General features: G+C 70.0%; 17 protein-coding genes, 3 pseudogenes and 2 riboswitches. Of the genes and pseudogenes, 9 read left to right on the forward strand and 11 right to left on the reverse strand.

The features are described 5' to 3' along the window. Positions 1–96 precede the first annotated feature (96 nt). Genes ACFYTE_RS15445 through ACFYTE_RS15455 form a run of 3 tightly spaced genes read right to left on the reverse strand, consistent with a single transcriptional unit; the run spans position 97 to position 3,220 of the window. Positions 97–909: a carbohydrate ABC transporter permease gene (locus ACFYTE_RS15445; protein ID WP_388709762.1), complete on the reverse strand. Its 813-nt coding sequence runs from the start codon at positions 907–909 to the stop codon at positions 97–99. Then, positions 909–1,877 (reverse strand): carbohydrate ABC transporter permease, encoded by a 969-nt coding sequence (locus tag ACFYTE_RS15450; RefSeq protein WP_388709764.1) that lies wholly within the window; start codon positions 1,875–1,877, stop codon positions 909–911. The genes ACFYTE_RS15445 and ACFYTE_RS15450 overlap by 1 nt, the downstream gene beginning before the upstream one ends. A gap of 2 nt (positions 1,878–1,879) precedes the next feature. After that, complete coding sequence (locus ACFYTE_RS15455) at positions 1,880–3,220, reverse strand: ABC transporter substrate-binding protein (protein WP_388709765.1); 1,341 nt, start codon at positions 3,218–3,220, stop codon at positions 1,880–1,882. A gap of 171 nt (positions 3,221–3,391) precedes the next feature. On the opposite strand from ACFYTE_RS15455, the gene ACFYTE_RS15460 reads away from it, so the two are divergent. Beyond that, complete coding sequence (locus ACFYTE_RS15460; RefSeq protein ID WP_388709767.1) at positions 3,392–4,138, forward strand: GntR family transcriptional regulator; 747 nt, start codon at positions 3,392–3,394, stop codon at positions 4,136–4,138. Positions 4,139–4,192: 54 nt separating this feature from the next. Here ACFYTE_RS15460 and ACFYTE_RS15465 read toward each other — a convergent pair whose 3' ends face one another. From ACFYTE_RS15465 to ACFYTE_RS15480, 4 genes are all read right to left on the reverse strand, one after another. Further along, the gene (locus tag ACFYTE_RS15465; protein WP_388709769.1) at positions 4,193–5,242 is read right to left on the reverse strand and encodes a BadF/BadG/BcrA/BcrD ATPase family protein; all 1,050 of its coding nucleotides are present in this window, start codon (positions 5,240–5,242) and stop codon (positions 4,193–4,195) included. Continuing rightward, entirely contained in the window at positions 5,239–6,540 is a 1,302-nt protein-coding gene (locus ACFYTE_RS15470) for a hypothetical protein (RefSeq protein ID WP_388709770.1), read from the reverse strand. The genes ACFYTE_RS15465 and ACFYTE_RS15470 overlap by 4 nt, the downstream gene beginning before the upstream one ends. A gap of 56 nt (positions 6,541–6,596) precedes the next feature. Next, positions 6,597–7,421 (reverse strand): 6-phosphogluconolactonase, encoded by an 825-nt coding sequence (locus tag ACFYTE_RS15475; RefSeq protein ID WP_388709772.1) that lies wholly within the window; start codon positions 7,419–7,421, stop codon positions 6,597–6,599. Between the two features lie 215 nt (positions 7,422–7,636). Continuing rightward, on the reverse strand, positions 7,637–9,787 hold the full coding sequence (locus tag ACFYTE_RS15480) for a SpoIIE family protein phosphatase (protein ID WP_388709774.1): 2,151 nt from the start codon (positions 9,785–9,787) through the stop codon (positions 7,637–7,639). A 266-nt stretch (positions 9,788–10,053) separates the two neighbouring features. Between ACFYTE_RS15480 and ACFYTE_RS15485 the strand changes: the two genes are divergently transcribed. Next, positions 10,054–10,977: an LLM class F420-dependent oxidoreductase gene (locus tag ACFYTE_RS15485; RefSeq protein WP_388709776.1), complete on the forward strand. Its 924-nt coding sequence runs from the start codon at positions 10,054–10,056 to the stop codon at positions 10,975–10,977. Positions 10,978–11,057: 80 nt separating this feature from the next. Continuing rightward, positions 11,058–11,882 (forward strand): DUF1684 domain-containing protein, encoded by an 825-nt coding sequence (locus ACFYTE_RS15490; RefSeq protein WP_388709778.1) that lies wholly within the window; start codon positions 11,058–11,060, stop codon positions 11,880–11,882. Positions 11,883–11,960: 78 nt separating this feature from the next. Continuing rightward, a riboswitch (SAM riboswitch) is annotated at positions 11,961–12,072 on the forward strand. 116 nt (positions 12,073–12,188) lie between these two features. Here ACFYTE_RS15490 and ACFYTE_RS15495 read toward each other — a convergent pair. Continuing rightward, positions 12,189–12,365 (reverse strand): annotated as a pseudogene (locus ACFYTE_RS15495) (SDR family NAD(P)-dependent oxidoreductase); the annotation flags it as partial. Here ACFYTE_RS15495 and ACFYTE_RS15500 point away from each other — a divergent pair. After that, positions 12,311–12,448: pseudogene (locus tag ACFYTE_RS15500) on the forward strand (SDR family oxidoreductase); the annotation flags it as partial. The pseudogenes ACFYTE_RS15495 and ACFYTE_RS15500 sit on opposite strands and share 55 nt — an antisense overlap. A gap of 15 nt (positions 12,449–12,463) precedes the next feature. Here the strand turns inward: ACFYTE_RS15500 and ACFYTE_RS15505 are convergent. Next, positions 12,464–14,209, reverse strand: a pseudogene (locus tag ACFYTE_RS15505) (TIM-barrel domain-containing protein); the annotation flags it as partial. A 241-nt stretch (positions 14,210–14,450) separates the two neighbouring features. Next, complete coding sequence (locus ACFYTE_RS15510; RefSeq protein ID WP_388709779.1) at positions 14,451–15,836, reverse strand: MFS transporter; 1,386 nt, start codon at positions 15,834–15,836, stop codon at positions 14,451–14,453. A gap of 413 nt (positions 15,837–16,249) precedes the next feature. Beyond that, positions 16,250–16,363: riboswitch (SAM riboswitch) on the forward strand. A 362-nt stretch (positions 16,364–16,725) separates the two neighbouring features. Between ACFYTE_RS15510 and ACFYTE_RS15515 the strand changes: the two genes are divergently transcribed. The 5 genes from ACFYTE_RS15515 to ACFYTE_RS15535 are packed head-to-tail and all read left to right on the forward strand — an operon-like array spanning position 16,726 to position 22,964. Then, on the forward strand, positions 16,726–18,345 hold the full coding sequence (locus tag ACFYTE_RS15515; protein ID WP_388709781.1) for an ABC transporter substrate-binding protein: 1,620 nt from the start codon (positions 16,726–16,728) through the stop codon (positions 18,343–18,345). Between the two features lie 3 nt (positions 18,346–18,348). Further along, positions 18,349–19,308 (forward strand): ABC transporter permease, encoded by a 960-nt coding sequence (locus ACFYTE_RS15520; RefSeq protein ID WP_388709783.1) that lies wholly within the window; start codon positions 18,349–18,351, stop codon positions 19,306–19,308. After that, positions 19,305–20,240: an ABC transporter permease gene (locus ACFYTE_RS15525; protein WP_388709785.1), complete on the forward strand. Its 936-nt coding sequence runs from the start codon at positions 19,305–19,307 to the stop codon at positions 20,238–20,240. The genes ACFYTE_RS15520 and ACFYTE_RS15525 overlap by 4 nt, the downstream gene beginning before the upstream one ends. Next, positions 20,237–21,910, forward strand: coding sequence for a dipeptide ABC transporter ATP-binding protein (locus ACFYTE_RS15530; protein WP_388709787.1), 1,674 nt, complete (start codon positions 20,237–20,239; stop codon positions 21,908–21,910). The genes ACFYTE_RS15525 and ACFYTE_RS15530 overlap by 4 nt, the downstream gene beginning before the upstream one ends. A gap of 13 nt (positions 21,911–21,923) precedes the next feature. Continuing rightward, a complete protein-coding gene (locus tag ACFYTE_RS15535; RefSeq protein ID WP_388709789.1) occupies positions 21,924–22,964 on the forward strand; it encodes an LLM class flavin-dependent oxidoreductase in 1,041 nt (346 codons plus the stop codon). A gap of 191 nt (positions 22,965–23,155) precedes the next feature. Here ACFYTE_RS15535 and ACFYTE_RS15540 read toward each other — a convergent pair whose 3' ends face one another. Further along, positions 23,156–23,338: a hydroxyethylthiazole kinase gene (locus ACFYTE_RS15540; RefSeq protein ID WP_388709790.1), complete on the reverse strand. Its 183-nt coding sequence runs from the start codon at positions 23,336–23,338 to the stop codon at positions 23,156–23,158. Between the last annotated feature and the right edge of the window lie 123 nt (positions 23,339–23,461).

A 23,461-nucleotide genomic window follows, 5' to 3' on the forward strand; every position in this document is an offset into this window, starting at 1 on the left:
GTCATTCCGTACAGAGCAGTGAATGGGGTGTGGGTCGTGCGGTGTGCGCGCGGATGGTGTGCGGCGGTGTGCGCGAGGGCTCTCCGCCGCCGTGCCTCATCCCTTGACGGCGCCGGAGAGCATGCCGCGGATGAACTGCCTCTGGAAGAAGAGGTAGAGGATCACCACGGGAAGGCAGATCAGGACCGCTGCCGCCGCCAGCAGGTTGACGTGGACGAGATAGCGGCCGGAGAAGGCACCCAGTCCCAGGGTCATGGGCTGGTGGGCCGGATCGGACACGAGGATCAGGGAGAGGAAGTAGTCGTTCCAGGTCCACATGAAGCTGAGGAGCACGAAGGTGAGGATCGCGGGCCGGGCGATCGGCAGGTAGACGCGCCACAGCATGGTCCAGCTGTTGGCGCCGTCCATCTGGGCCGACTCGCCGATGCTCACCGGCACCGCACGGAAGGCCGCGCGCATCCAGAACGCGCCGAAGCTCACGCCGGTGCCCACATGGGCGAGGATGATGCCCTGGTAGGTGTCGGTCAGTCCCTGGGCCTGGAAGTCGTAGTAGAGGGGGACGATGATCGCTTCCATCGGGATCATGATCCCGAACAGCAGCACCGGGAAGAGGACCTTCTCCCCCACCACGCCCAGCACACCGAACGCATAACCACTGAGGACCGCCAGCACGGTCGAGATGGACACCGCCGTCCCGGTGATGATCACGCTCGACTTCAGGTACTCGGTGAAGCCGGCTTCCCGCCAGGCCTCGGTGAAGTTGGACCATTGCATATGGCCGAGGTCGAGTGTCCCCGCGATGTCGGGACTCACCGCGACACCGAGGATCCAGACCACCGGAAAGAGGACGCCGACGGCGAGCAGGGTGAGGAAGGTGTAGTTGAAGACCTTCTCCCGCTTCGAGATCATCAGTCGTCTCCTTCGGACAGCTTGACTACGACGAGCGACACGATCAGCGAGACCAGCGCCAGGACGACACCGATGGCGCAGGCGGCCCCGACGTCCGGGTTGGTGAAAGCTCGCTGGTAGAGGACCACGGTCGGGGTGATCGTGGACGTCCCCGGGCCACCCTTGGTGGTGAGCCAGACGATGTCGAAGACCCGGATGGCGCCCAGCAGGGTGAGGGTGAGCACCACCGCGAGCTGTCCGCGCAGGCCCGGCAGGGTGACGGTGAAGAACTCCCGGACCGGACCGGCCCCGTCCATGCGTGCGGCGTCGTACAGCTCACCGGGGATGTTCTGGGTTCCGGCGACGAACAGCACCATGCACAGCCCGTACGCCGCCCAGGTTCCGGCCAGGCCGAGAGCGGGCAGCGCCCAGGTGAAGTCACCCAGCCACCCGCGGGTCAGCCCGCCAAGGCCGAACGCGGTGAGCACGGAGTTGAGGGGACCCTCCGGTGCGTAGATCTGCTTCCACACCACGGCGGTCACGGCCGGGGTGAGCACCTGGGGAAGGAAGATGATCGAACGGTAGACGCCGGCCCCGCGCACGTCCCTGCGTGAGGTCAGCGCGGCGCTGACCATGCCCAGGATGATCGGCAGGACGGAGAAGAACAGGATGAAGAACAGCGTGTGGGTGACCGCCTGGCGCAGCGTGTCGTCGGTGAGGAAGCCGGTGTAGTTGCCGAACCCGGCCCAGGTGGCGGAGGTGACCCCGTCCCAGTGGTAGAAGGACAGCTGCAGTCCCTGGCCGGCGGGCATCAGCACGACGAACGCGTAGATCACCAACGCGGGGGCGAGATAGGCGAGCCCCAGCAGACGTCTGCGGCTCCGGGGAGAGGCGAGCCGGGTGCTCCGCGCGCCGCGCGGAAGCCGGCCGGCCGCGGCGGCGTCGGGGATGGCGGCCTTCGAGCGGGTTCCTTCCTTGAGTGTGGCCATCCCTACTTCCCCAGGGTCTTCCCGTAGGCGGCGGCATCCCGGTCGGCCGCGGTGACCACCGCCTTCTCGGTGGACTTGCCGGCCAGCATGCTCTGCATGGTGGTGTTGATGGTGTTGTAGAGCGTCGGGGTGGTCCAGTCCAGGTAGGGCACGGAGGTGCCGTTGGCCGAGATGCTCTGGGCGATGGCCACGTCGTCCGCGAGGAGCGGGTCCCCACCGGTCGCCTTGACGTCCGAGTGCAGCAGCGGCATCGTCCCGTGCTCGACGGCCAGCTCGGCCGCCTGCTCACCGGCAGCGAAATTCAGGAAGGCGGCGGCGGCATCGGCGTGCTTGGTCTTCGAGGAGATGGAGAGGTTGGCCGCGGCGGATGCGGTGGCCACCGGCTCGCCGCCGCCCTCGCGGGGCAGCACGAACGAGCCGAAGCCCTTGGACTGGCCCGTCTTCAGGGGGAGGGAGCCCGAGTAATCGAAATGGAAGAGTCCCTTGCCGTTGACGAAGGACTGGGCGGCGTCCGCGGAGGCGAGGCCGGCGTAGTCCTTGGTCAGATATCCCTTGTCGGACCACTGCTTGAACGTGGACACCGCCTTGGGGAACCCGGTCTGGGCGATGCCCACATCGCCCTTCGAGTAGATGAAGTCGGAGATCTTGCTCTGCGCGCCGAAGGCGTTCATCAGCGAGAAGAGCGGCTGGGTGATCCCGTTCTGATCGGAGTTGCCGAGGGTGATGGGGGTGAGGCCGGCCGACTTGGCCTTGTCCAGGGCAGCCTGGAACTCGGCGTAGGTGGTCGGGACCTTCGCTCCGATCTTCTTGAGGAGCGAGCGGTTGTAGTAGACCTCGATCAGGGAGGCTCGGGCGACGGGTGTGCCGAACACCGAGCCGGTGCCCATCTGCTTGCCGTCGGTGCTGAACTCGTGCTCGCTGAGGATGGACTGCGGGAAGGACTTCTTCCATCCGTAGGCGTCGGCGTAGTTGTCCAGGTTGAGCAGCAGCCCGCCGCGGACCAGGGTCCCCATGGACTGCCAGCCGTTGTTGGGCGGGACGATGTCCGGCGGGTTGCTGGACTTCAGCTTGAGCGGCAGGGCGGCCATCGCGTCACCCCAGGCCATCGAGGTCCGCTTGATCGTGATGTTGGGGTACTTCTTCTCGAAGGCGTTGACGACGGATGTCATCCAGGCGTTGTCCGTGCCGCCGGAGAAGGTGTCCAGCACCTTCAACGTGACCTTGCCCATGGCGGCCGGATCGGTGACGACCGCGTCTTTCCCCGCGGTGTTGGACGAGCCGGCTCCGCTGGTGCCCGGCACACAGCCGGCGAGCAGCCCGGCCGCCACGAAACATACGAACACGCCGGTGATCCGTCGGGTTCTCCTACGCGAGACCACGGTGTCTCCTGTCCTCGATGAGTGCCCGAGAGCCCGGGTGGACCGAGCCTAAGTCAGGGCATACCACTTAGTCCAGATTCATGAAGCTGGTTTGTTCATTCCATTTGTCAGACCAGTTTTGGTAGCGTTGGAGGTATGACGAGCGTGGAAGACACCAGGGCGGGGGCCGCCGTTGACCAGACCTACCGTCGGCTCAGTGACGCACTGCGCCGCGGGGTCTACCAGGCCGGAAGCCGGCTGCCCGGGGAGCGCGACCTTGCCGTGGCCCTCGGAGTCAGCCGTTCCACTCTGCGCCTGGCCCTGAGCCGCTTGGCCGAGGAGAACAAGCTGGAGCGCTCTTCGCAGCGCGGCTGGTTCGTCCGCCGCAATGTCGTCGGCGAACCGCCGAGCACGCTGCAGAGCTTCACGGAGATGGCACACGCCCGCGGGCTGCGACCGGAGTCCAAGGTACTGCACCAGCGCGCCCGGTCCGCCACCTTCGAAGAGGCCGAGCAGCTGGCCATCGCCCCCGCCTCCCGCGTCCTCGACCTGCAGAGGCTGCGCAGCCTCGACGGTGTGCCGGTGTGCGTGGACACCAGCGTGGTGGCGCTGTCCCTGGCCCCCGAGCTGGCGGAGATCGACCTCACCGACCGCTCGCTGTACGAGACCCTGGAGCAGATCTGCGGGCTGCGTATCGCCCGCAGCTCCTACACGGTCCGCGCGGCGGCGGCCGACCAGACCACCGCCGAACTGCTGGACGTCCCGCCCGGGGATCCGGTGCTGATCGGCGAGGAGCTGACCTACACCGACGCCGGCTCCCCGGTACTGGCCGGTCGGATGGTCTACCGCAGCGACGCCTACCGCTTCCAGGCCGACCTGTTCCGCCCGATCGCATCGGGCTGAGGGCGGCCGGGGCGGGGCCGGCGGTCGCTGCCGCCGCCGGCCGGGCCGTAGGCCTCAGGTCGCCAGGAACTCCTGGGGAGGCATGCTCCCCGTGACGCTTTCCAGCACGGCGTGGGCCGCCTCCGGCTCGTGCAGCGCTATGCCCGCCTCGCCGAGCGCGTCCAGCAGCGCTCCCGCCACCGGTGGCAGCGAGCCGCGCAGCAGCACCGCTCCGGGTACGTGGGCGGGCAGCTCCGCGAGCAGCGCCTCGGCGACCGGGGAGCCCGGTGCCGTCAGCACCGAGCCGGACAGCACGATGCTCACGGGCCGCTCGGCCTGGGCGAGCCCGGTGCGCCGCGCCGCCACTCCGGCGTACTGGGCGAAGCGGGCGCCCTGAGCGCGGACGATGTCCACCGCCACCGGATCGCCCGCCGCGGCCACCGCCGTGACCACCCGGGCGCAGCTGTTCCGCTCACGCCCGGTGGCATGGTCATGACGTCGAGTCAGCCAGTGGTTGAGGGCCGCCACCGAGGGTTTGCCGTAGTGCGTGAGCAGGGCCTCGGTCAGCGCGGTCTGCGGTCCGAGGCCCAGCTCGGCCAGGAAGACCGCCCGGAATGCCTCGTTCGCGAGTCCTACGGCGCCCATGGCGTGCTGGCTCCACCAGCCCATGTCCCACAGCTCACCGCCGGGCCCGCGGGCGGCGATCGCCGCCGCCGTGCCCCCGGTCACCGAAATACCCACACCCGAGGGATCACCGCACCGGATCGCGGCATAGCCGTCGTTCAGGATGGTCCGCGCGCTCAGCGCACCGGGGCAGTGCCGGGTCAGGGCCTCGTCCCAGTAGTCCCGGTCCTCGGGCCAGTCGACGCCGGCCAGCCGGAAGGCCGCGCCGGCGATGTCGCCGATGTCCGCCCCGGCCTGGGCCAGCGCCGTACGCACGGCTGCCAGCACCTCGGCCACGGCCGCCTCGGGGGTCGGCGCCCCGTAGATGTCCCCGCAGCCCGAACGCCCGGCGCCCACCACCTCACCGGAGGCGGTGGACACCAGAGCGGCGGTCTTGCTGTTGCCCGCGTCCACACCCAGGAAGAGAGCGGACGCGGAACCTGCCGTCTGCGCCTTGCTCACGGCAGCAGACGCTCCGGCAGCCAGGCGCGCTGAGCGTGGGCCATCTCGGCGTACAGCGCCTCGGCCACCGACAGCGACGGCACGAGCGGGTTGGCCATCATGGCGCGGACCGCGTCCGCGACGTTGCCCTCCCAGCCGGCCTTGGCGGTCAGGATCTGGTACTCCGCCAGCTGCTGGGTGATGCCCAGCACGGAGTGCGGCAGCGGCTTCTGCTTCTCGGGGTGGAAGCCCTTGCCGTCCACCGTGCCCCACAGCTCGACGACGGTCGACTCCTCGAATCCGGGCAGCCAGCCCTCGGTGTTGGTGATGTTGAAGGGCTGGCGGATCGGAGCGTCGTTGTAGTACGCGCTGATCGCGTCGATGGCCAGCTCCAGCTCGTGGATGCCACCGCGGGAACGGTCCTGCTGCAGCTGCGGGGCGTCGGAGTCCGCCTGCTCGCGGTAGTGCTGCCAGTAGCCGGGCAGCGCATCCATGATGATCTCGGAGCGGGTCTTCTCGGCCAGCTGCCGCTCACGCAGGATCTCGTCCCGGAAGTAGTAGTAGTTGAAGTAGTCCGAGGGGATGGACTCCATCGCCACCGCCAGGTGCAGCGCCCGCAGACCGTTGATGTCGTCGGTCGGCTTGCCCTTCAGCGCCTCGTAACGCTCGCGCAGGATCGGGAACGCGTCCTGCCCGTCGTAGGTGGCCTCGTTGGACCAGCAGTTGTGGTTGATGCCGACCAGGTTGGCCTTGAGCTTGTCCGGGTCGAGACCGGCGGCCTTGGCGACCACCGGCGGGAAGACGATCGGGCCCTCGCAGAAGGAGACGATCGGGATGTCGGTGTAGTCGGACACCGCCTGGGAGACGATGTTGACCGGGTTGGTGTAGTTGAAGATCCGGGCGCCGGGAGCGACATCGACGAGGTCGGCACAGAGGCTCTTGATGATCTGGATCGAGCGCAGCGCCATCATCATGCCGCCCGGACCCTGGGTCTCCTGGCCGATGACGCCGTACTTGAGGGGGATCCGCTCGTCCAGCGCGCGGGCCTCGAAGCCGCCCGGACGGAAGCTGCTGAGCACGGCGTCGACATCGCGCAGGGCTTCGCGCTGGTTCGTCGACGTGGTGATGGTGATGTCAAGACCCTGGTTGCGGGCCATGTTCTGCGTGAGCTTCTGGACCACGTCGAGCCGGTCCTGCTCCAGGTCGATCAGCACGAACTCGGAGCCGTCGAACTCCTTGCCGTGGTGCATGAACGAGGCCATCGTCCCCGCCGCACGCGAGGAGCCACCGCCGAGGTAGGCGATCTTTACGCGAGCCATCGATCCTCCAGGATCTGTTGGTGAATCAACTTCGGATTGCGATATGAGGTGCGACGTCAGAGCGAGGCGAACGACGCGGACGCGGCGACCGCCGCCTGGTCCAGGTAGAGCTGTGGATGTGCGCAGTCGGCGAACACGGTGGCCGGCCAGTCGGCCTCGTACGCCGCGGCCAGCGTGAGGCGCCGGGCCGCCTGGCCCTTGTCCGGGCCGTGCACCACCATGACCACGCGCCGGGACTGCGAACGGATGGTGTCGAGACCGACGGTGACCCCGTACCGGGGCACGTCCTCCACCCCGCGGAAGGTCGGGAAGGTCGACAGGTTGTCGATCCGGGTCTGCTCCCCCAGCGGGACCACCCTGGTCCGGGAGTCCGCTGCGCTGCCCACGGGGTTGAATGCGACGTGCCCGTCCCCCGCCCCCGAGGCGAGCAGGAAGAGATCGATGCCGCCGGCCTCGGCGATCCGGCGGTCGTACGCCTCCGGATCACTCGGGTCGGGCACCCACAGCCGCTCCGGGGTGATTCCCCGGCCCGGCCCCGCGGCCGCGTTCAACGGCTCCACTATCTCCGTCCGCCCGAAGCGGAGGCAACTGTGGGGCAACTCGGGATCGATCACCCGGTACCGTGAGCCGTGCGCGTCCGACGCCTCGGCCTCGACGTACTCGTCCATCATCACGATCACGACATGTCCGAGGTCCATCCGGCGTGCCGCCACCTCCTGCGCCAGGGCGCGGTAGGTGCTGGCGGCACTGCGGCCCCCCGGACAGCCGAGCACATACATCCGTCCTGCCCGCGCGGCGTCCTCGATCTCGTCTGCGATCTCCGCGGCAAGTCTGCGCCCCAGTGTCTCTGGGTCCGGGAAGACGATCGGCGAAACCCGCACAGAATGAACTCCTTCTCAGCCAGCCAAAGACTCGGGCGAACCAGTTACGCCACGAATACTACTGTGGTCTGACTGGTCTGGGCAATGGCCCAAGTGATGCCATCCGTGTCAGCCGGTGGTGATCGACACTCGTGTCGCCCTGGAGGCCCAGTGGCCGCTCGCGCACAGCGAGGAAGCGACAGCGAGGAAGCGACAGCGAGGAAGTCCGTCGCGCGTCAGAAAGGAAGCTCGAACCACACGGTTTTTCCGCGACCGCTGGGCGAGTTCCCCCACGCCGAGGCGAGAGCCGAGACGATCATCATCCCCCGGCCGCCTTCGGCCTGGGCCTCGCCAGGACGTCCGACGTTGATGGCGGGGTGGGGGTCGCTGTCCCTGACCTCCACGCGCAGATGGTGCGGATACCGCCGAACCCTGAGGTCCACGTCACTGTCGGCATGGACAAGCGCATTCGTCACGACTTCCGACAGCAGGAGCTGCGCCTCGTCGTCGAGCGCCTTGAGCGACCACGCGGACAACCACGCCCGCAGAAACAGGCGGGCGCGCTGCACTCCCCGCAGATCACGTCGGGCGATCTCCAGACGCTGTACATAATGACGTGCCTGCGCAGAGGGTTCCTCGTAACGCAGAAGCAGCAGCGCCGCATCGTCCGCGGCGCGCGGAAAGACGGTCGTGCGTTTCACCACCTCGTCGCCGATGGCCTCCAACTGGCCGTGGGAGACGGCGTAGGCGCTGTCGATGACCGCACGGCCCATCTCATGCCCGGGGCCGGCGCGAAGGAAGCCGTCGGTGTAGAAGGCGACAAGTGCTCCCGGCTCCAGATGAACGCCGACATCGGTGTACTCGTATTCGGCGTCGACTCCGAGCGGCGGGCCCACATCCGGTTGGGGATCGAGATAGTCACCGGACGCCTGTCTGATCAAGGGGAACGGGTGACCCGCCGTCGCCACGCGCATGCATCCCGTTTCCGGGTCCAGCAAGGCACAGCAGCAGGTGGCGAAGAGGTCCGTCTTCAGTTCCCCCAGCAGACGATTGGTACGCCGCAGCAGTGGCCCGGGGCCGACCCCGTCGGTGGCATAGGCCCGGACGGCGCTACGGAGCTGTCCCATCACCACCGTCGCGGCCGTGCTGTGACCTTGTACGTCTCCGATGACAGCCGTGACACCGCCGGCCGGGACAGGGATCAGGTCATACCAGTCGCCGCCCAGCTCAAGGCCACCACTGGCGGGCACATAACGGCTGGTGGAGACGAGTCCGGGGATACTCGGCAGCATTCTCGGCAGGAGTGCCTGCTGCAACTGCCGTGCCAGCGCGTGCGAGGCTTCCTCGGCGCGGATCCGCTCAAACGCCTGGCCGAGAAGAGGTACCAGGGCATGGAGAGCGGCCCGCTCGGCAGCAAAGTGACGGCCGTCGGCCGTGAAACTGATGGAACACGTACCGAGCACGCGCGTACCCGCCATGAGGGGACTGACTATCCACACGTATTCCGCGGCGCCGTCGTCCGCCGCCGCCGATTCGACTCGGTCTCTCGTCTCCGGATGCGCCGTGTCGAAGAAGAGCTGTCTCTTCTCGGTCATCGCGCGTTCCTCGGGCATGCCGCTACAGGACGAGGAGGCTTCCAGCCGCCGCAGGAACCCCTCGGAACAACCGGAGGCGCCGACCACCCGCAGCCGCCCGTTCTCCAGCGAAGTGACGGCGGTCGCCCGGGCCTTCAGTCCGGCGACGACTCGTTGGTCGACCTCGTGGACGACATCCTCAAGGCTGCGCGCCCTGGGCAGCCTCCGGGCCAGTTGCTGAATGTGATACAGGAAGGGAGCTATCTCCGCGTCCCGGACAGTGTCGTCCCCGACGGCCGCAGACACCGCACACATCGCAGTCACCAGCGGAATCTCACCGGCTTGCATCGAGACGCCCGCTGCCGCCAGCGGAATCAGCTCGCGGGCCACCTCCCGGCCCACAGCGGTAAGAAGGTCCAGTTCATCCGAACGGATATGACGGAAAATTCCAGGCCAGAAGGCGGCGATGGCACCGAACCGCTTACCCGCCGATTCCAATGGCGCCGATGCAATGGTGAGAGGGTAGGGACCGAAGACGGCGAATTCCGGATACTTGCCGAGCGTGTCAATGGAGTGCGCAACCTTGGGCCTACCGGTTTTATAGGCGGCGACGGACGGGAAAACCTCGTCGTCCATGGGCAGCCGCTCCATCAGTCCGACGCCAAGCGGTTCAACGGCGGCGACCACCGCGCCCAGGACGGGCTCACCCCGCACGGGAAGGAACACGGCCACCGAGGAAGCGTGCAGATCGCGCAGCGTACGGCACGCGGCGTCCACGAGCACGTCGTCACGGCTCCTGGTGTCAGCGTTCATACCGTTCAGCTCCCGGCGCTGTGGAACCACCTCCAATAGAGCACATGATAAATGTTTAGGAGCTAATCGGCTCTTCAGCCGTGGATTGCGGCTGTCCGCATTCACTTTTTTCGATCACCTAATACTCCAGCCGTACGACCACGACCATCGACGGCATGGCGGTCACCGGTGCCGGCCCGGTGTGAGCGGCCCCGTACACATGATTGACAAGAACCTGAAACACATGGACCGGAATGCGGGTCCGGCCGCCGACCGTTCTGACTGGCATGACGGTAGGAGTAGCACTCAACGCGTCCGATGCGGACAACCAGGTCGACACCACCGTGGAGCTGGCGCGCGAGGCCGCGGCGGCCGGTCTGCGGTCGGCCTGGTTCGGGCAGACCTTCGGCGCGGATTCACCCCAGCTCGCGGCGATCGCCGGGCGCGAGGTGCCCGGACTGCACGTGGGGACCTCCGCGATCCCCGTCTTCGGCCGGCACCCGCTGCTCGTCTCCAGCCAGGCCCAGACCGCCCAGGCCGCGACACACGGCCGCTACCACCTCGGGCTGGCCCTGGGCACCAAGCTGCTGACGGAGACCGGCTTCGGACTGCCCTTCACCCGGCCCATCGCCCGCCTGCGTGAATTCCTCACCGCCCTGCGGCAGTTGACGGACACCGGTACGGCCGACTTCCACGGTGAACTGCTCACCGCGGCCCCGCCGATCCCCGCGCGTGTACCGGGCGCCGAGAACGGCGTTCCCCTGCTGGTCGCCGCGATGGGCCCGCAGGCGCTGCGCGTCAGCGGTGAGCTGGCGGACGGGATCCTCCCCTTTCTGGCCGGACCGCGCGCCCTGGCCGAACACATCGTGCCCGCCCTGACCGCCGCGGCCGAGGCCGCCGGCCGTCCCGCACCCCGGATCGTGGCCCTGGTGCCCGGCGTGGTCACGGACGACGTGGAGGCGGTACGGACGAAGGCCACCGAGCAGATGGCGTTCTACGAACAGTTCCCGTCCTACGCACGGGTCATCGAACTCTCCGGCGGCCGGCGAGCCGCCGACGTGGCCGTGATCGGCGACGAGAAGACGGTCGCCGCCGAGGTACGGCGGTACCGGGACGCCGGGGCCACCGAGGTCGTCTTCTCCGGCACCGAGATCGCCGGAGAGGCAGACCGGCACCGCACCTGGGCACTCCTCGGCGAACTGGCCGGCTGAGTGCGCAACGGCGGGCCGCCCGCCGGACATCTGCCCGCACATCATGGCGAGGCCGGGCCTCGCGGAACGAAGGAGCACCCATGACCACCGACGTCACCCCGACGGATCTCCAGGCCTTCACCGAGGAATGGCTGGACTGGTACCGCGCCCAGGAGGCCCGGCTCGCCGATCCGCACGGTTTTCTGGCGATCACCGGCCTGCACTGGCTCGACGACCGGCCGCAGCGCTTCCCCGACGCCCCCGGTGTCTGGCGCACCGGCCACGACGGGGTCGTCGTCTCCTTGGACGACGGAGAGGAACTGCTCGTCCAGGGAACACCGGTGCAGGGCGAGCACCGCTTCGGCGTGCTTCCCGAGCGCGGCGGTGTCGACGCGGTCTGGAAGGACGCCGTGATCGAGGTCGCCAGGCGCGGCGGACACGACATCGTGCGTCCCCGGCACCCGGACGCGCCGCTGCGGGCCGCCTTCACCGGGACACCCGCCTACGCGCCCCATCCGCGCTGGGTCGTGACGGGCCGTTACCTCCCCTTCGACAAGCCGCGGCCGACCACCGTGGGCGCCGCTGTGGAGGGTCTTGAGCATGTGTACGACGCCCCGGGCAGGATCGAATTCGAGCTGGACGGGCGCCGGTTGTCCCTGACCGCCTTCCCCGGTCGCGGTGCGGGCCGGCTCATGGTGCTGTTCACCGACGCGACCTCCGGGGTCACCACCTATGCCGCCAACCGGGTCCTGGCCGTGGACCCGCCCGCCGCCGACGGCAGGGTCGTACTGGACTTCAACCGCGCCGCCAACCTGCCGTGCGCCTACACGGACCTGGCCACCTGCCCGCTGCCACCGGCCGAGAACCGGCTTCCGGTGGCGATCGAGACCGGCCAGAAGATCCCGCACGAGCGCGGCGGCTCCTGACTTCGATGCGCACCGCACCCGGTTGTGGCCGTCATCCGGGATTGCCGTACGACAACACCGCTCCGTACGATCACGTCCGGCATTGAGTGTCAGCGTCAAGCCCTGGCTCGCTGACCGGCAACCCTCCCACGCGGTGGGGTGCTCCAGGTGAAAGCCCGCAGGACCACCCACCGTCCTGCAAGCGCGTGGCCCCGGGACCGGTGGTGAACTACCGCATGAGCGAGGCCGCCGCGGCCGAAGTCGTGGCCGCGGTGCACGCCTCGGGCGGGTAGGCGACGGCGGTACGGGCGGAGGCGTATCGGTGCGGGTCGCGCCGGGCAGCATGCTGTTGACCGTGATGCCGCGCGGTCCGAGTTCCTTCGCCGCCGTGCGTACGAGCTGGTCACCCGCCGCCTTGCTCGCGGCATACAGGCCGGTGGCGGGGCGGGCTGACGGCGACCGTCCCGGCGGAACAGCTCGCGGCCACCCGCGCCCAGACGCCACTCGGGCGGCTGGGCGAGCCGGGCGACATCGCCGCGGCGGTCTCCTTCCTCGTGTCGGACGACGGCGCCTGGATCACCGGTCAGACCCTGTGCGTCCTGCTACTGGTAGGTGACGGTGATCGGGCCGTGCACGGTGTGCCGGGGCAGGGTGATCGTGAACGTCCCGGTGGAGCTGTCCAAGCGGTAGTCACGGGGGGTCAGCCGGACACCGGTGGCGGTGACCTCGGTGGGTGCGTGGGTCATCCCCAGCAGGGACAGTGTCCACGTGCGGTTCTTGACCTGGCCGTGGAAGGAGCCCCGCGCCGCGCCGATCGACACCGTGTGGCGCGAGCCGTGGCGCTCGTACCGGACGGTCGTCGTGGCGCTGTGTCCCTGCCGCGCGGCGCTCCCGTCGTCCTCGTACAGGCGGTACGTCCCCGGCGCGCCGGTGGCGACGGTCAGGGTGACGTCGGTCAGCGGGTTGCGGTCGTCGTCGGTGACGTCATGGGTGCGGGTCGGCAGGATGCCGCCGGCCTTGACGAACACCGGCATGGTGTCCAGGCCGGTGGTGATGTCCTGGGTGGTGCCGCCCTGGTAGGTCTTGCCGGTGAAGTAGTCGGTCCACCGGCCGGGCGGGAACCATACCTTGGTGGTCGCCGTCGTCCCCGGTGTCGTCACCGGGGCGACCAGGACGTCCGGGCCGTAGAAGTACTCGCTGCCGGCGGTCGCGTACGCCTGCGCCTCGTCCGGGTACTCCAGGTAGGCGGGACGGACGATCGGCACACCGGTCCGGTTCGCCTCCTCGGCCAGCGAGTACGTGTACGGGACCAGGTTCTCGCGGAGGTTGAGGAATGTGTTTGCCGACTGCCGCGCCTCGGTGCCGTACTGCCAGGGCAGCCGGTCGCTGTGGTTGCTGTGCAGCCGGTCGATCGGCTGGAAGGTGCCGAACTGCACCCAGCGCGCGTAGAGGTCGTCGGGCAGCTTGTGCGTGGTGCGGGTCTGCCCATTGACGGTGTACTTCTCCGAACCGGTCAGCCCCGTCGTGTCGTTGTGCCCGCCGATGTCGTGCGTGACGGCCGCCATTCCCGTCGCCGCGGACTCACCCGGGGTGTAGCCGACCTCCAGCTTCAGCGTGCCCCAGGTGGAGGAGGTGTCGCCGGTGAAGTGCACGGTGGTGCGCTTGTCCGCCCACGGTCCGGTCGGCACCGCCTGCTGGCCGCTGTACCCGCCGGCCTGGAGCGAGCCGTAGGCGCGTGACAGGACGAAGCCGCGGCCGAGGGTTTCGCCGGTGAGGTCGGCGTACTGCTGGTTGATCCACGCGTCCGGCGTCACGCCCGGCAGCGACGACTGCGAGGCGTCGCAGCACCAGTCGAGCCACCAGAAGTCGTTGCCCTGCTCATCCATGGTCCGGTGCAGATCCAGGTACGCCTTGAGCTGGTCGGGGTCGCCGAAGTCGAAGACGTAGCAGTTGTTGCCGGCCGAGGCGGACCCGCCGCAACCGCCCTTCTTCAGCTTGCCCTTGGCCGTGGCCTGCGCCTGGGCGAACTGGGGGTCGGACGCGACGATGCTCGGGTGCACGTTGAGAGTGTTGTGCAGCCCCTGCGCGGCCGACCAGTCGAAGAACCCCTTCGGGTCGGGGAACCTGCCCTTGTCCATCTCCCAGCCGCTCCAGTCGTTCACGGCCTTGTAGTCCGTGTCGGTCACCAGCACGTCCAGCGGGACGTGTTCGGAGCGGAACGCCGGGAGAATCGTGTTCCTGTAGTCCGCGGCGGTGCGGTCGATGTACTCCGAGTACCAGACGCCGTACGCCCACTGCGGCAGCAGTTGCGGCGGCCCGGTCAGGGTGGCCAGGTACCCGGACCACCGGGGAACAGGGCGGGTCAGGGGGTGGGCAGGGCGGCGGCAAGTCGGGCGGACCGCACCTGCGCGGTCTGGCCCTGCACAAGGACGAACAGCGTCGGCGTGGCGCAGAGTGGGCGGCAGGGTCAACACTGTGCGCTGGACACGCGAACGAGGTCGACGCAGCGCTCCCTGGTGAGCAGCACCTGCACCATGGCCGGTCCGCCGGCTCTGCCCTGTCTCCCTTCGGCCTCAACTCCCATACGGTTCAGTGCCGTTCACCGGTGTGCCGACGCCCCGGGTCCGGGCACGCCGCCTCGCCGCGCCCTTTAAAAGGACACCCCTCGCTGGCATGAAACCCACTCGACGCCGCACCCACACGGCACGGCGCGGTGGACAGGCGCTGCGACGGCGCGGCCCGTGCGAGTCGCCGCGAGGGCGACCCGCGGGTCAGCCACAGCGCCACGGCGACGGCGGACACGACGGCCGTCACGGCGCCGACGGCCAGCCCCCAACGCACCCCGGCGTGCTGGGAGATCCAGCCGATGACGGGGCCGCCGACCGGGCTGCCGCCCATGGAGATCACCGTGTAGACCGACATCACCCTGCCGCGCATGGCGTCGCTGACCTCCGACTGGACGAAGGCGCTGACGGCCGTGTTGAGCGTCATCAGCGTGAAGCCGGTGGGCAGCAGCAGGGCGAGGAAGGCGGGATACGTGGGCATGAGCGCCGCCAGTGCCTCGAACCCGCCGAACAGCAGCGCGCCGACGACGACGGTCCGCACCCGGGGTGTGACCCCGCGCGTCGCGACCACCGTTCCGGCGACCGTGCCGACGGCCAGCGCCGTGTTCATGAAGCCGAGCCCCAGGGAGCCGACATCGAAGACCCGCCCGGCGAACAGGGTCAGTGTGGTCGGGAAGTTCACCGCGAAGGTCGCGGCCAGGCCGAAGACGGTGAACACACCGACGAGTTCGGGCCGGGCCGCCACATAGCGCAGCCCCTCGGCCCCGGCCCCCGTCCACGGGGGCCGGGACGGGCCCGGCGTCTCCCGCGCACGTGGCCGGATCGCCAGCAGCCCCGCGAGGACGACGGTGAAGGACACGGCGTTGAGCGCGAACACCCACCCCGTGCCGATCGCCCCGATGAGCACACCGGCGATCGCCGGGCCGATCAGGCGCGCGGCGTTCAGGGACAGGATGTTCAGGCCTGCCGCCTTCGGGATCAGCGCCCGGCCGACCAGTTCGCTGACGAAGGACAGGCGTGCGGGGTTCTCCACCGTGAACACGCAGCCCAGCGCGAAGGACAGGACGTACAGCAGCCACAGCGGAGCATGCCCGGAGAGCACGATCACCGTCAGCAGCAGCGCCTGCACCGCGTACAGGCCTTGCGTCCACAGCAGCAGGGTCCGCCGGTCGTAGCGGTCGGCCATCACCCCGCCCCACAGGCCGAACATCAGCACCGGGGCGAACTGAAGGCCCACGACCCAGCCGAGCGCGGTCCCGCTGTGGGTGAGCGTCAGGACGAACCAGTCCAGCGCGACGCCCTGCATGGCGCTGCCGATGTTGGACACCAGACCCGTGCTCCAGTAGATCCGGTAGTCACGGACGCGCAGTGCGGCGAACACCCCTGCCGGGGCGGTGTCGGTGACGGCCATGCGTCTCTTTCCGATGGGTCGGCCACGGTGCTGCGTCCGGCGGACGCGTCGCGTCACGGGCCGCGGCTCGGCCGGGGCGGGCGGGAGAAGGGACGCACGGCGGGCTCGCCGCGACGGCGGTCGGTGACGCCGGTCCGGATCTCCACGAGGGCGCAGCGCGTGCGGAGAACGGGCTGAAGGGCAGCGAGCGGTCAGCGACAGGTCTGGTCGAACTGGTCGGCGCGGCGGCCCGCCCAGAACGGGTCGAGCAGCAGGGTGCGTGCCTGACCTGCGGTCTCCATGGCCGGATCAAAGCACACCGTCGCAGGAGCGTCCACCACGCGTCCCGGCACATGAGACGGCCCCCGCTTCTCGAACAGGACGTCGGGTCCCGGCATTGACGTACGACAAGAGCGCTCCGTAGCATCGCGACCGGCATTGAGTGTCAGCGTCAAGCCCTGGCTCGCTGACCGGCAACCCTCCCGCGCGGTGGGGTGCTCCAGGTGAAAGCCCGGCGGAATCACCGATGATTCCCGCAAGCGCGTGCCCCGGGACCGGGGCAGGAGACGGGGAGGACCGGCATGCGGCACAGTGGTGACCCGGTTGCCTCGTTCGCCGACGCCACGGCGTTCTCCCGGCTCGCACGCCGACGCCACATCGATCTGAAGCGCTCGACCAGCTGCCTGTGTCAGGCCTGACGCGCTCGCCTGCCGCCGGCTGACGTCCGTCGCCGGCCCCGGCTTCCCCGTGCCTTCCCCTCGCCACCGGCTCCCGGTGTCGTCCCCCTGACCCCTGTCTGTACAGCGCTCCCCCGCTGCCGGTGTCGATCCGGCCGGGGCCGCACGCCCATGCGCGGCCGTGCCTCGTACGGCACCCCGTGCCTGGTGACACGAGTAGGAGAACCCCCTCCGTGACAGCATTTCCGGATTTCAGACTCTCCCGACGGGCTCCCCTGGCCGCCCTTCTGACCACCAGTGTGCTGCTGACCGCCTGCGGGTCGGGCGGCGACGGTTCCGGCAGCGGAAGCGGCCGGCCGAAGTCCGGCGGCACCCTGACCTTCGCGGTGGGTTCCGACGCCGGCTGCGTGGATCCGCAGCAGGTCGGCAGCAACGACACCATCTACTCCGTGCGCCAGGTCGTGGATTCCCTGACCGACCAGGACCCAAGGACCGGCAAGATCGTGCCGTGGCTGGCCAAGAGCTGGGACATCAACTCCGACGCGACGACGTTCACCTTCCGTCTGCGGTCGGGTGTCACCTTCAGCGACGGGTCCAAGCTGACCGCGCAGGTGGTCAAGGACAACTTCGACGCGGTGCCGAAGCTCGGCGCTCTGGGAACCCTCGCCCAGGGCTATCTCAGCGGCGTCAGGAGCACCACCGTGGTCGATCCGCTCACCGTCAAGGTGACGTTCAAGGAGCCCAACGCCCAGTTCCTCCAGGCGACGTCGACCCACTCGCTGGGCATCGAGTCGTCGGCGAGCGTCAGGAAGACACCGCAGCACAAGTGCAGCGACGGCGTGATCGGGTCCGGGCCGTTCGTGCTGAAGCGGTATGTGCAGAACCAGTCGATCACTCTGGCCCGACGCACCGGGTACGCCTGGGGTTCCTCGCTGTGGTCCAAGAAGGACGAGGCCTATCTGGACACCCTGGTGTTCAAGGTCGTGCCCGAGGCGGGCGTCAGGGCCGGCAGCCTCCAGTCCGGGCAGGTGGACGCGGTCAGCAGCGTCGGAAAGGCCAACGAGGCCGCGCTCAAGGGCGGCCAGGTCGCCCTCCAGCGCCGGGCCAACCCCGGCCTGGTGTTCGGCCTGGGGCTCAACAACGCGCGGCCCCTCCTGAAGGACGCGAAGGTGCGCCGGGCGATCCAGTTCGCCGTCGACCGGCAGCAGATCGCCGACACCGTGTTCCCGACCGGTACCCGGCCGGCGACCAGCGTTCTGGCGCACACCACGCCCGACTACACGAATCTCGCCGCGGATCTCGCCCTCGACGCCGCAAGAGCGAAGTCCCTGCTGGACGCGGCCGGTTGGCGGCCCGGCAGTGACGGGGTCCGCACCAAGGACGGCAAGAAGCTGAGCCTGACCATCACCTGGTTCCCCAACGCGGCCACCAACCAGCCCGCGCTGGAACTGGTCCAGCAGCAGCTGAAGGCCGTCGGGATCGACGTGGTGCTCAAACAGCTCCAGGTCAGCCAGTTCGCCACGACGCTGCAGTCCGGTGACTTCGACGTGGTGTGGGGGAATGTCACCCGCTCCGACCCGGACATCCTGCGCAACTCCTTCTCCACCCGGCTGGCCAACGTCTACCATCTGCCGCCCGGTTCGCTGGACACGGCGCTGTCCGCACAGGCCGCGACCACGGTCCCCGCGAAGCGCGGGCAACTGGTGGACGAGGCGCAGAAACTCCTCGTGCGCAACGCGTACTACGTGCCGGTGGTGGAGCTCCAGACCCAGCTGGGCGTGTCGACGAAGGTGCACGACCTCGCCTTCGACTCGGGCAGCCGGATCCAGCTGCACGACACCTGGATCGGCTAGCGCATGCGCCGCTATGTGATCAAACGGCTGGCGCAGGCCGTCGGCGTCCTGTGGGCGGCCTACACGGTGTCGTTCCTGGTGCTGGACTATCTGCCCGGCGACCCGGTCACCGCGATGGCCGGCGCCGGGATGGACTCGGGGCAGGTCGATCCCGCCCAACTCGCCGCGCTGCGGCACGAGTACGGCTTCGACAAGCCGGTGCTCGCGCAGTACGCCGACCATCTCGGCCGGGCGCTGCGCGGGGACTTCGGCGATGCGGTCTCCACGGGCCGCCCGGTGACCTCCACCCTGGCCGACGCGCTGCCGCAGACACTCCAGTTGACCGGTGCCGCGCTGCTGCTCGCGGTGCTGCTCGGCGGCGGTCTCGCGGTGGTGGCGACGTACACCGAAAAGCGGTGGCTGCGGCAGTTGCTGCTGTCGTTGCCACCGCTCGGGGTGTCGGTCCCGACGTTCTGGGTGGGGCTGCTGCTGGTCGAGGCCTTCTCCTTCCGGCTGCACTGGTTCCCGGCGTTCGGCAACGACGGGGTGCGGGGCCTGGTCCTGCCGGCGCTGACGCTGGCGGTGCCGACCGGCGCGCAGATCGCCCAGGTGCTGGCCAAGAGCCTGCTGACCGCGCTGGACCAGGCCTATGTGGAGACCGCCCGCGCCAAGGGCGCCGGCCGGTGGCGGGTCCATCTGCGGCACGCGCTGCGCAACGCGTCGCTGCCCGCGCTCACGGTGGTGGGCCTGCTGGTCGGGCAGCTGATCGCGGGTTCGGTGGTCGTCGAGACGGTGTTCTCCCGTGACGGCCTGGGCCGGGTGACCGCGGCGGCGGTCACCGCCCAGGACATCCCGCTGGTCCAAGGGGTGGTCGTGTTCGGGGCGTTGATCTTCGTGGCGACGAATCTGGTCGTCGACCTCGTCTATCCGCTGCTGGATCCGCGGATCGTGGTGGCCTCGGACAGGAGGGCGAACTTCGCATGAGTCAGAGCCTTGTCGATGGCCCGGCCAATCCGGCCGACCCGGCCGAGGTCGGCCTCGCCCGGCCGGTCCGGTCGGCATCCCCTGCGCCACCGGGCCGCCGCGGCGATGTGCGGCGGGGGCTGCGGTTCCTGCTGCGCCGCCCCGGGCTGCTGCTGTCGGCCGCCGTCCTGGTCCTGGTGGTGCTGGCCTCGTTCTGGCCGGACCTGTTCACCTCGCAGGACCCGTTGAAGGGGGTGCCGTCGCAGAACTTCAGCGGCCCGAGCGGCAGTCACTGGTTCGGCACGGACGAACTGGGACGCGATGTGTTCTCCCGGGTGGTGCACGGCGCCCAGCTGTCCCTCAAGGCCACGCTGATCGCGGTCCTGGTCGCGTTCGTGGTCGGCGGTCTGCTCGGGGTGGTCGCCGGGTTCGTGGGCCGCTGGGTGGACGACGTGCTGATGCGCTTCGTCGACGTCCTGCTGTCCATCCCCGCGCTGTTCCTGTCGCTGGCCCTCGTCACCGCGCTCGGCTACGGGACGGTGAAGGTGGCGGTGGCGGTCGGCATCGCGAGCGTCGCCTCTTTCGCCCGGGTGGCGCGCGCCGAGGTCCTGCGGGTGCGGCAGGCGGTGTTCGTCGAGGCGTCCCGCTCCTGCGGGGCCCGCTGGTACTCGGTGCTGGGCCGGCACGTCCTGCCCAACGCCGCAGGACCGGTGATCGTCCTGGCCACGCTGGACTTCGGCTCCTCGATCCTGGCCGTGTCGGCGCTGAGCTTCCTCGGCTACGGCGCGCCGCCGCCCGCCCCGGAATGGGGGACGTTGATCTCCGACGGCCGCAACTACCTGGCCAACGCCTGGTGGCTGACCGCGCTGCCCGGTCTGGCGATCGCCGCGACCGTGCTGGCGACCAACCGCATCGCACGGGCGCTGGACGGCGAATGGTCCCGGCAGCGATGACCGACGAACACGAGAACGGTGAGGACGTGACCACACCACTGCTGGAGATTCGCGGCCTGTCCGTGTCGTACCGCACCAGGGGCGGTACGGTACCGGCCGTGCGAGGCGTGGACCTCGACGTATGGCCCGGGCAGGTGACCGCCGTGGTCGGCGAGTCCGGCTCCGGCAAGAGCACCACCGCGCACGCCGTCACCCGGCTCCTGGCGGCGAACGGCACCGTCGAGGCGGGCACCGTCCGCTTCGGCCGGCACGACCTCACCGCGCTGTCGGAGGCGGAGCTGCGCACCGTGCGCGGCGCGCAGATCGGGCTGGTCCCGCAGGACCCGACGGTCTCGCTCAACCCGGTCAAGCGGATCGGTGAACAGGTCGCCGAGGTCCTGCGCATCCACGGTCTCGCGACCCGCCGCTCGGCCGCCGCCGAGGCGGTCGACGTGCTGGACCGGGCCGGGCTGCCCGACGCGGCCGTCCGGGCCCGGCAGTACCCGCACGAACTGTCCGGGGGCATGCGGCAACGGGCCCTGATCGCCGTCGCCATCGCCGCGCGGCCCCGGCTGATCATCGCCGACGAACCGACCAGCGCGCTCGACGTCACCGTTCAGCGCGTCATCCTCGACCATCTCCAGCGCCTCACCGAGGAGTCGGGCACCGCGATCCTGCTGGTGACCCATGACCTCGGGGTGGCGGCCGACCGGGCCCAGCGCCTGGTGGTCATGGAGCAGGGCAAGGTCGTCGAGGCGGGCGAGACCCGCGCCGTCCTGACCGGCCCCCGGCACGCCTACACCCGGCGGCTGCTGGCCGGCGCCCCCAGCATGACCACGGCCCGGCCCCGTACCCCGGCCTCCGCCGCGACCGCCGATGCCGCCCCGCTGGTCGAAACACGCGACTTGGTCAAAGAGTTCAGGCTGCCGCGCGCCGGGGGCGGGGCGCGGACCCTGCGCGCGGTCGACGGCGTCAGCCTCACCGTGCGGCGCGGGCAGACCCTCGCCCTGGTCGGGGAATCGGGCTCGGGCAAGTCCACCACCGCCCGCCTGATGCTCCGCCTCGCCGACGTGACCTCAGGACAGGTGCTGTTCGACGGCACCGACATCACCACCGTCAAGGGCGCCGGGGCCAGACAGCTGCGCCGCCGCGCCCAACTGGTCTACCAGAACCCGTACGCCTCGCTCGACCCGCGCTTCTGCATCGGCGATGTGATCACCGAGCCGCTGCGGGCCTTCAAGGTCGGCGACGGCGCGTCCCGGCTCGCCCGCGCCCGCGAACTCCTCGACCGGGTCGCCCTGCCCGCCTCGACCCTGGAGCGCCGCCCGGCCGAGCTGTCGGGCGGACAGCGCCAGCGCGTGGCCATCGCCCGCGCGCTCGCCCTCTCCCCCGACCTGGTGGTGTGCGACGAGCCGGTCTCCGCGCTCGACGTCTCCGTCCAGGCCCAAGTCCTGGATCTGCTCGCGGAGTTGCAGGCGGACACCGGCGTGGCCTATCTGTTCATCTCGCACGATCTGGCCGTCGTACGCCAGATCGCGCATCAGGTCGCCGTGATGCGCGCGGGCCGCGTCGTCGAGACGGGTCCGCCCGACGACCTGTTCACCGACCCCCGGCACGCGTACACCCGCGAGTTGCTGGCGGCGATCCCCGGCGGGCGTCTCACCTCCGCCGCCGAGACCACCACAAGCTGAGGACCGGCATCACATGAGTGCACCCACCATCACCTCGTTGGCCTTTCTCACCCCCGGCAACTTCGCCGACGACGACGCCTGGACCGGCCTGGAGGAGACGCTCGGGCTGTTCGAGTACGGCGAACGGCTCGGCTTCGACGGCGCCTGGATCAGACAGCGCCACCTCGAACACGGCGTCGGCTCGGCCGCCGTGTTCCTCGCCGCGGCCGGCCAGCGCACCGAGCGGATCGAACTGGGGACCGCGGTCATCCCCATCGGCTACGAGAGTCCGTTCCGCCTGGCCGAGGACCTGGCGCTGGCCGACGTACTGTCCCGGGGCCGGCTCCAGGTCGGTTTCAGCACCGGGATGCCGCACGCGGACCTGCTCGGCGACCTGGTGTACGACGGAAACTGGCGCGGCTTCGACCTGTCGTACGGCAGGATCGCCCGCGTCGTCGACCATCTGCGCGGCGGCTACCTCGGCGGCCCGGACACGGTCATCCACTCGCCCGGCAACGTCCAGCGCCCCCGCCTGCAACCGCACGATCCCGATCTGGCGCGGCGGATCTGGTACGGCGGCGGCAGCCTGCGCTCGGTCCGCTGGGCGGCCGAGAACGACCTCGGTCTGCTGTCCGGGAACATCGTCACCGGCGAGGACACCGACGACTTCACCACGGCCCAGCTGAACCTGCTGTCCGCGTACCGCCGCACGCTGTCCGCGGACCGTCCGACGCGGGTCGCGCTGGGCCGGGTGATCGTGCCTTTCGACAGCGCCGACGCGGCCACCCGGGACCGCTACCGCGCCTACGCGGCGAGCCGCCACCGGCGCACCCTCGCTCCCCAGGGCCCCAAGCGCACCCTGTTCGCCCCGGACGTCGTGGGGACGGCCGAGCAGATCCTGGAGCGGCTGACCGCCGATCCGGTGCTCGCCGAGGTGTCCGAGCTGCGCCTGGAGCTGCCGTACGAGTTCCACCGGGAGGAGTACGAGCAGATCCTGCACGACGTACGACACCTGATCGCCCCCGCCCTCGGCTGGCACCCCACCTCCCCGACGGCTCAGGAGGCGGTGCGCTGAGTCACAGCTCGTGCGTCACCGCCGATCCCGACGCCCGGCGGACCCGGCTCCCGCGAGCGGCCCTCGATCCGTCGGGGGTTCGCCCCCGACCGGGCTGCGCCGTACCGCGGCCGATGAGGCGAGCAGGGCGTCGCGCTCCATCTGGGCCAGGGCCTCACGAACCGGCGTGCGCGCCACCGCGAACTCCTCGCTCAGCGCGAGCAGTACCAGGGAGGCGTCCTCGGGGTGGCGGGTCCGGCGACGACGGCCAGGAGCACGTTCGCGCTCAGGTTGGCGGCGACGTGGTTGGTCAGTCCGTGGACGAACGGCGAACCGGAGCGGATGGCGGCGATGCCGTCGCCCCGGCGGAGGCGGTCCCCTGCGGCGCCCGCCATCGGCGGCAGGGCGCACGGATGCGTGCTCCTGTCCTTGCCGGCCCCGAGGCGCGGGGCGGGTTCACTGGACGACGGGGAGGCCCATGTCGTCCGCGACGCGGGTGGCGTGATCACCCAGGCGGA

The organism is Streptomyces sp. NPDC004629 (assembly GCF_042873595.1).
GTDB lineage: Bacteria > Actinomycetota > Actinomycetes > Streptomycetales > Streptomycetaceae > Streptomyces.

What these genes read in the sequence shown, in the direction of transcription:
- ACFYTE_RS15480 (WP_388709774.1), bottom strand. Translation starts at nt 9,787, where the DNA reads ATGAACGCTGACACCAGGAGCCGTGACGACGTGCTCGTGGACGCCGCG.
- ACFYTE_RS15450 (WP_388709764.1), bottom strand. Translation starts at nt 1,877, where the DNA reads ATGGCCACACTCAAGGAAGGAACCCGCTCGAAGGCCGCCATCCCCGAC.
- ACFYTE_RS15470 (WP_388709770.1), bottom strand. Translation starts at nt 6,540, where the DNA reads ATGGCTCGCGTAAAGATCGCCTACCTCGGCGGTGGCTCCTCGCGTGCG.
- ACFYTE_RS15485 (WP_388709776.1), top strand. Translation starts at nt 10,054, where the DNA reads ATGACGGTAGGAGTAGCACTCAACGCGTCCGATGCGGACAACCAGGTC.
- ACFYTE_RS15525 (WP_388709785.1), top strand. Translation starts at nt 19,305, where the DNA reads ATGAGTCAGAGCCTTGTCGATGGCCCGGCCAATCCGGCCGACCCGGCC.
- ACFYTE_RS15535 (WP_388709789.1), top strand. Translation starts at nt 21,924, where the DNA reads ATGAGTGCACCCACCATCACCTCGTTGGCCTTTCTCACCCCCGGCAAC.
- ACFYTE_RS15510 (WP_388709779.1), bottom strand. Translation starts at nt 15,836, where the DNA reads ATGGCCGTCACCGACACCGCCCCGGCAGGGGTGTTCGCCGCACTGCGC.
- ACFYTE_RS15530 (WP_388709787.1), top strand. Translation starts at nt 20,237, where the DNA reads ATGACCGACGAACACGAGAACGGTGAGGACGTGACCACACCACTGCTG.
- ACFYTE_RS15460 (WP_388709767.1), top strand. Translation starts at nt 3,392, where the DNA reads ATGACGAGCGTGGAAGACACCAGGGCGGGGGCCGCCGTTGACCAGACC.
- ACFYTE_RS15445 (WP_388709762.1), bottom strand. Translation starts at nt 909, where the DNA reads ATGATCTCGAAGCGGGAGAAGGTCTTCAACTACACCTTCCTCACCCTG.
- ACFYTE_RS15540 (WP_388709790.1), bottom strand. Translation starts at nt 23,338, where the DNA reads ATGGCGGGCGCCGCAGGGGACCGCCTCCGCCGGGGCGACGGCATCGCC.
- ACFYTE_RS15520 (WP_388709783.1), top strand. Translation starts at nt 18,349, where the DNA reads ATGCGCCGCTATGTGATCAAACGGCTGGCGCAGGCCGTCGGCGTCCTG.
- ACFYTE_RS15490 (WP_388709778.1), top strand. Translation starts at nt 11,058, where the DNA reads ATGACCACCGACGTCACCCCGACGGATCTCCAGGCCTTCACCGAGGAA.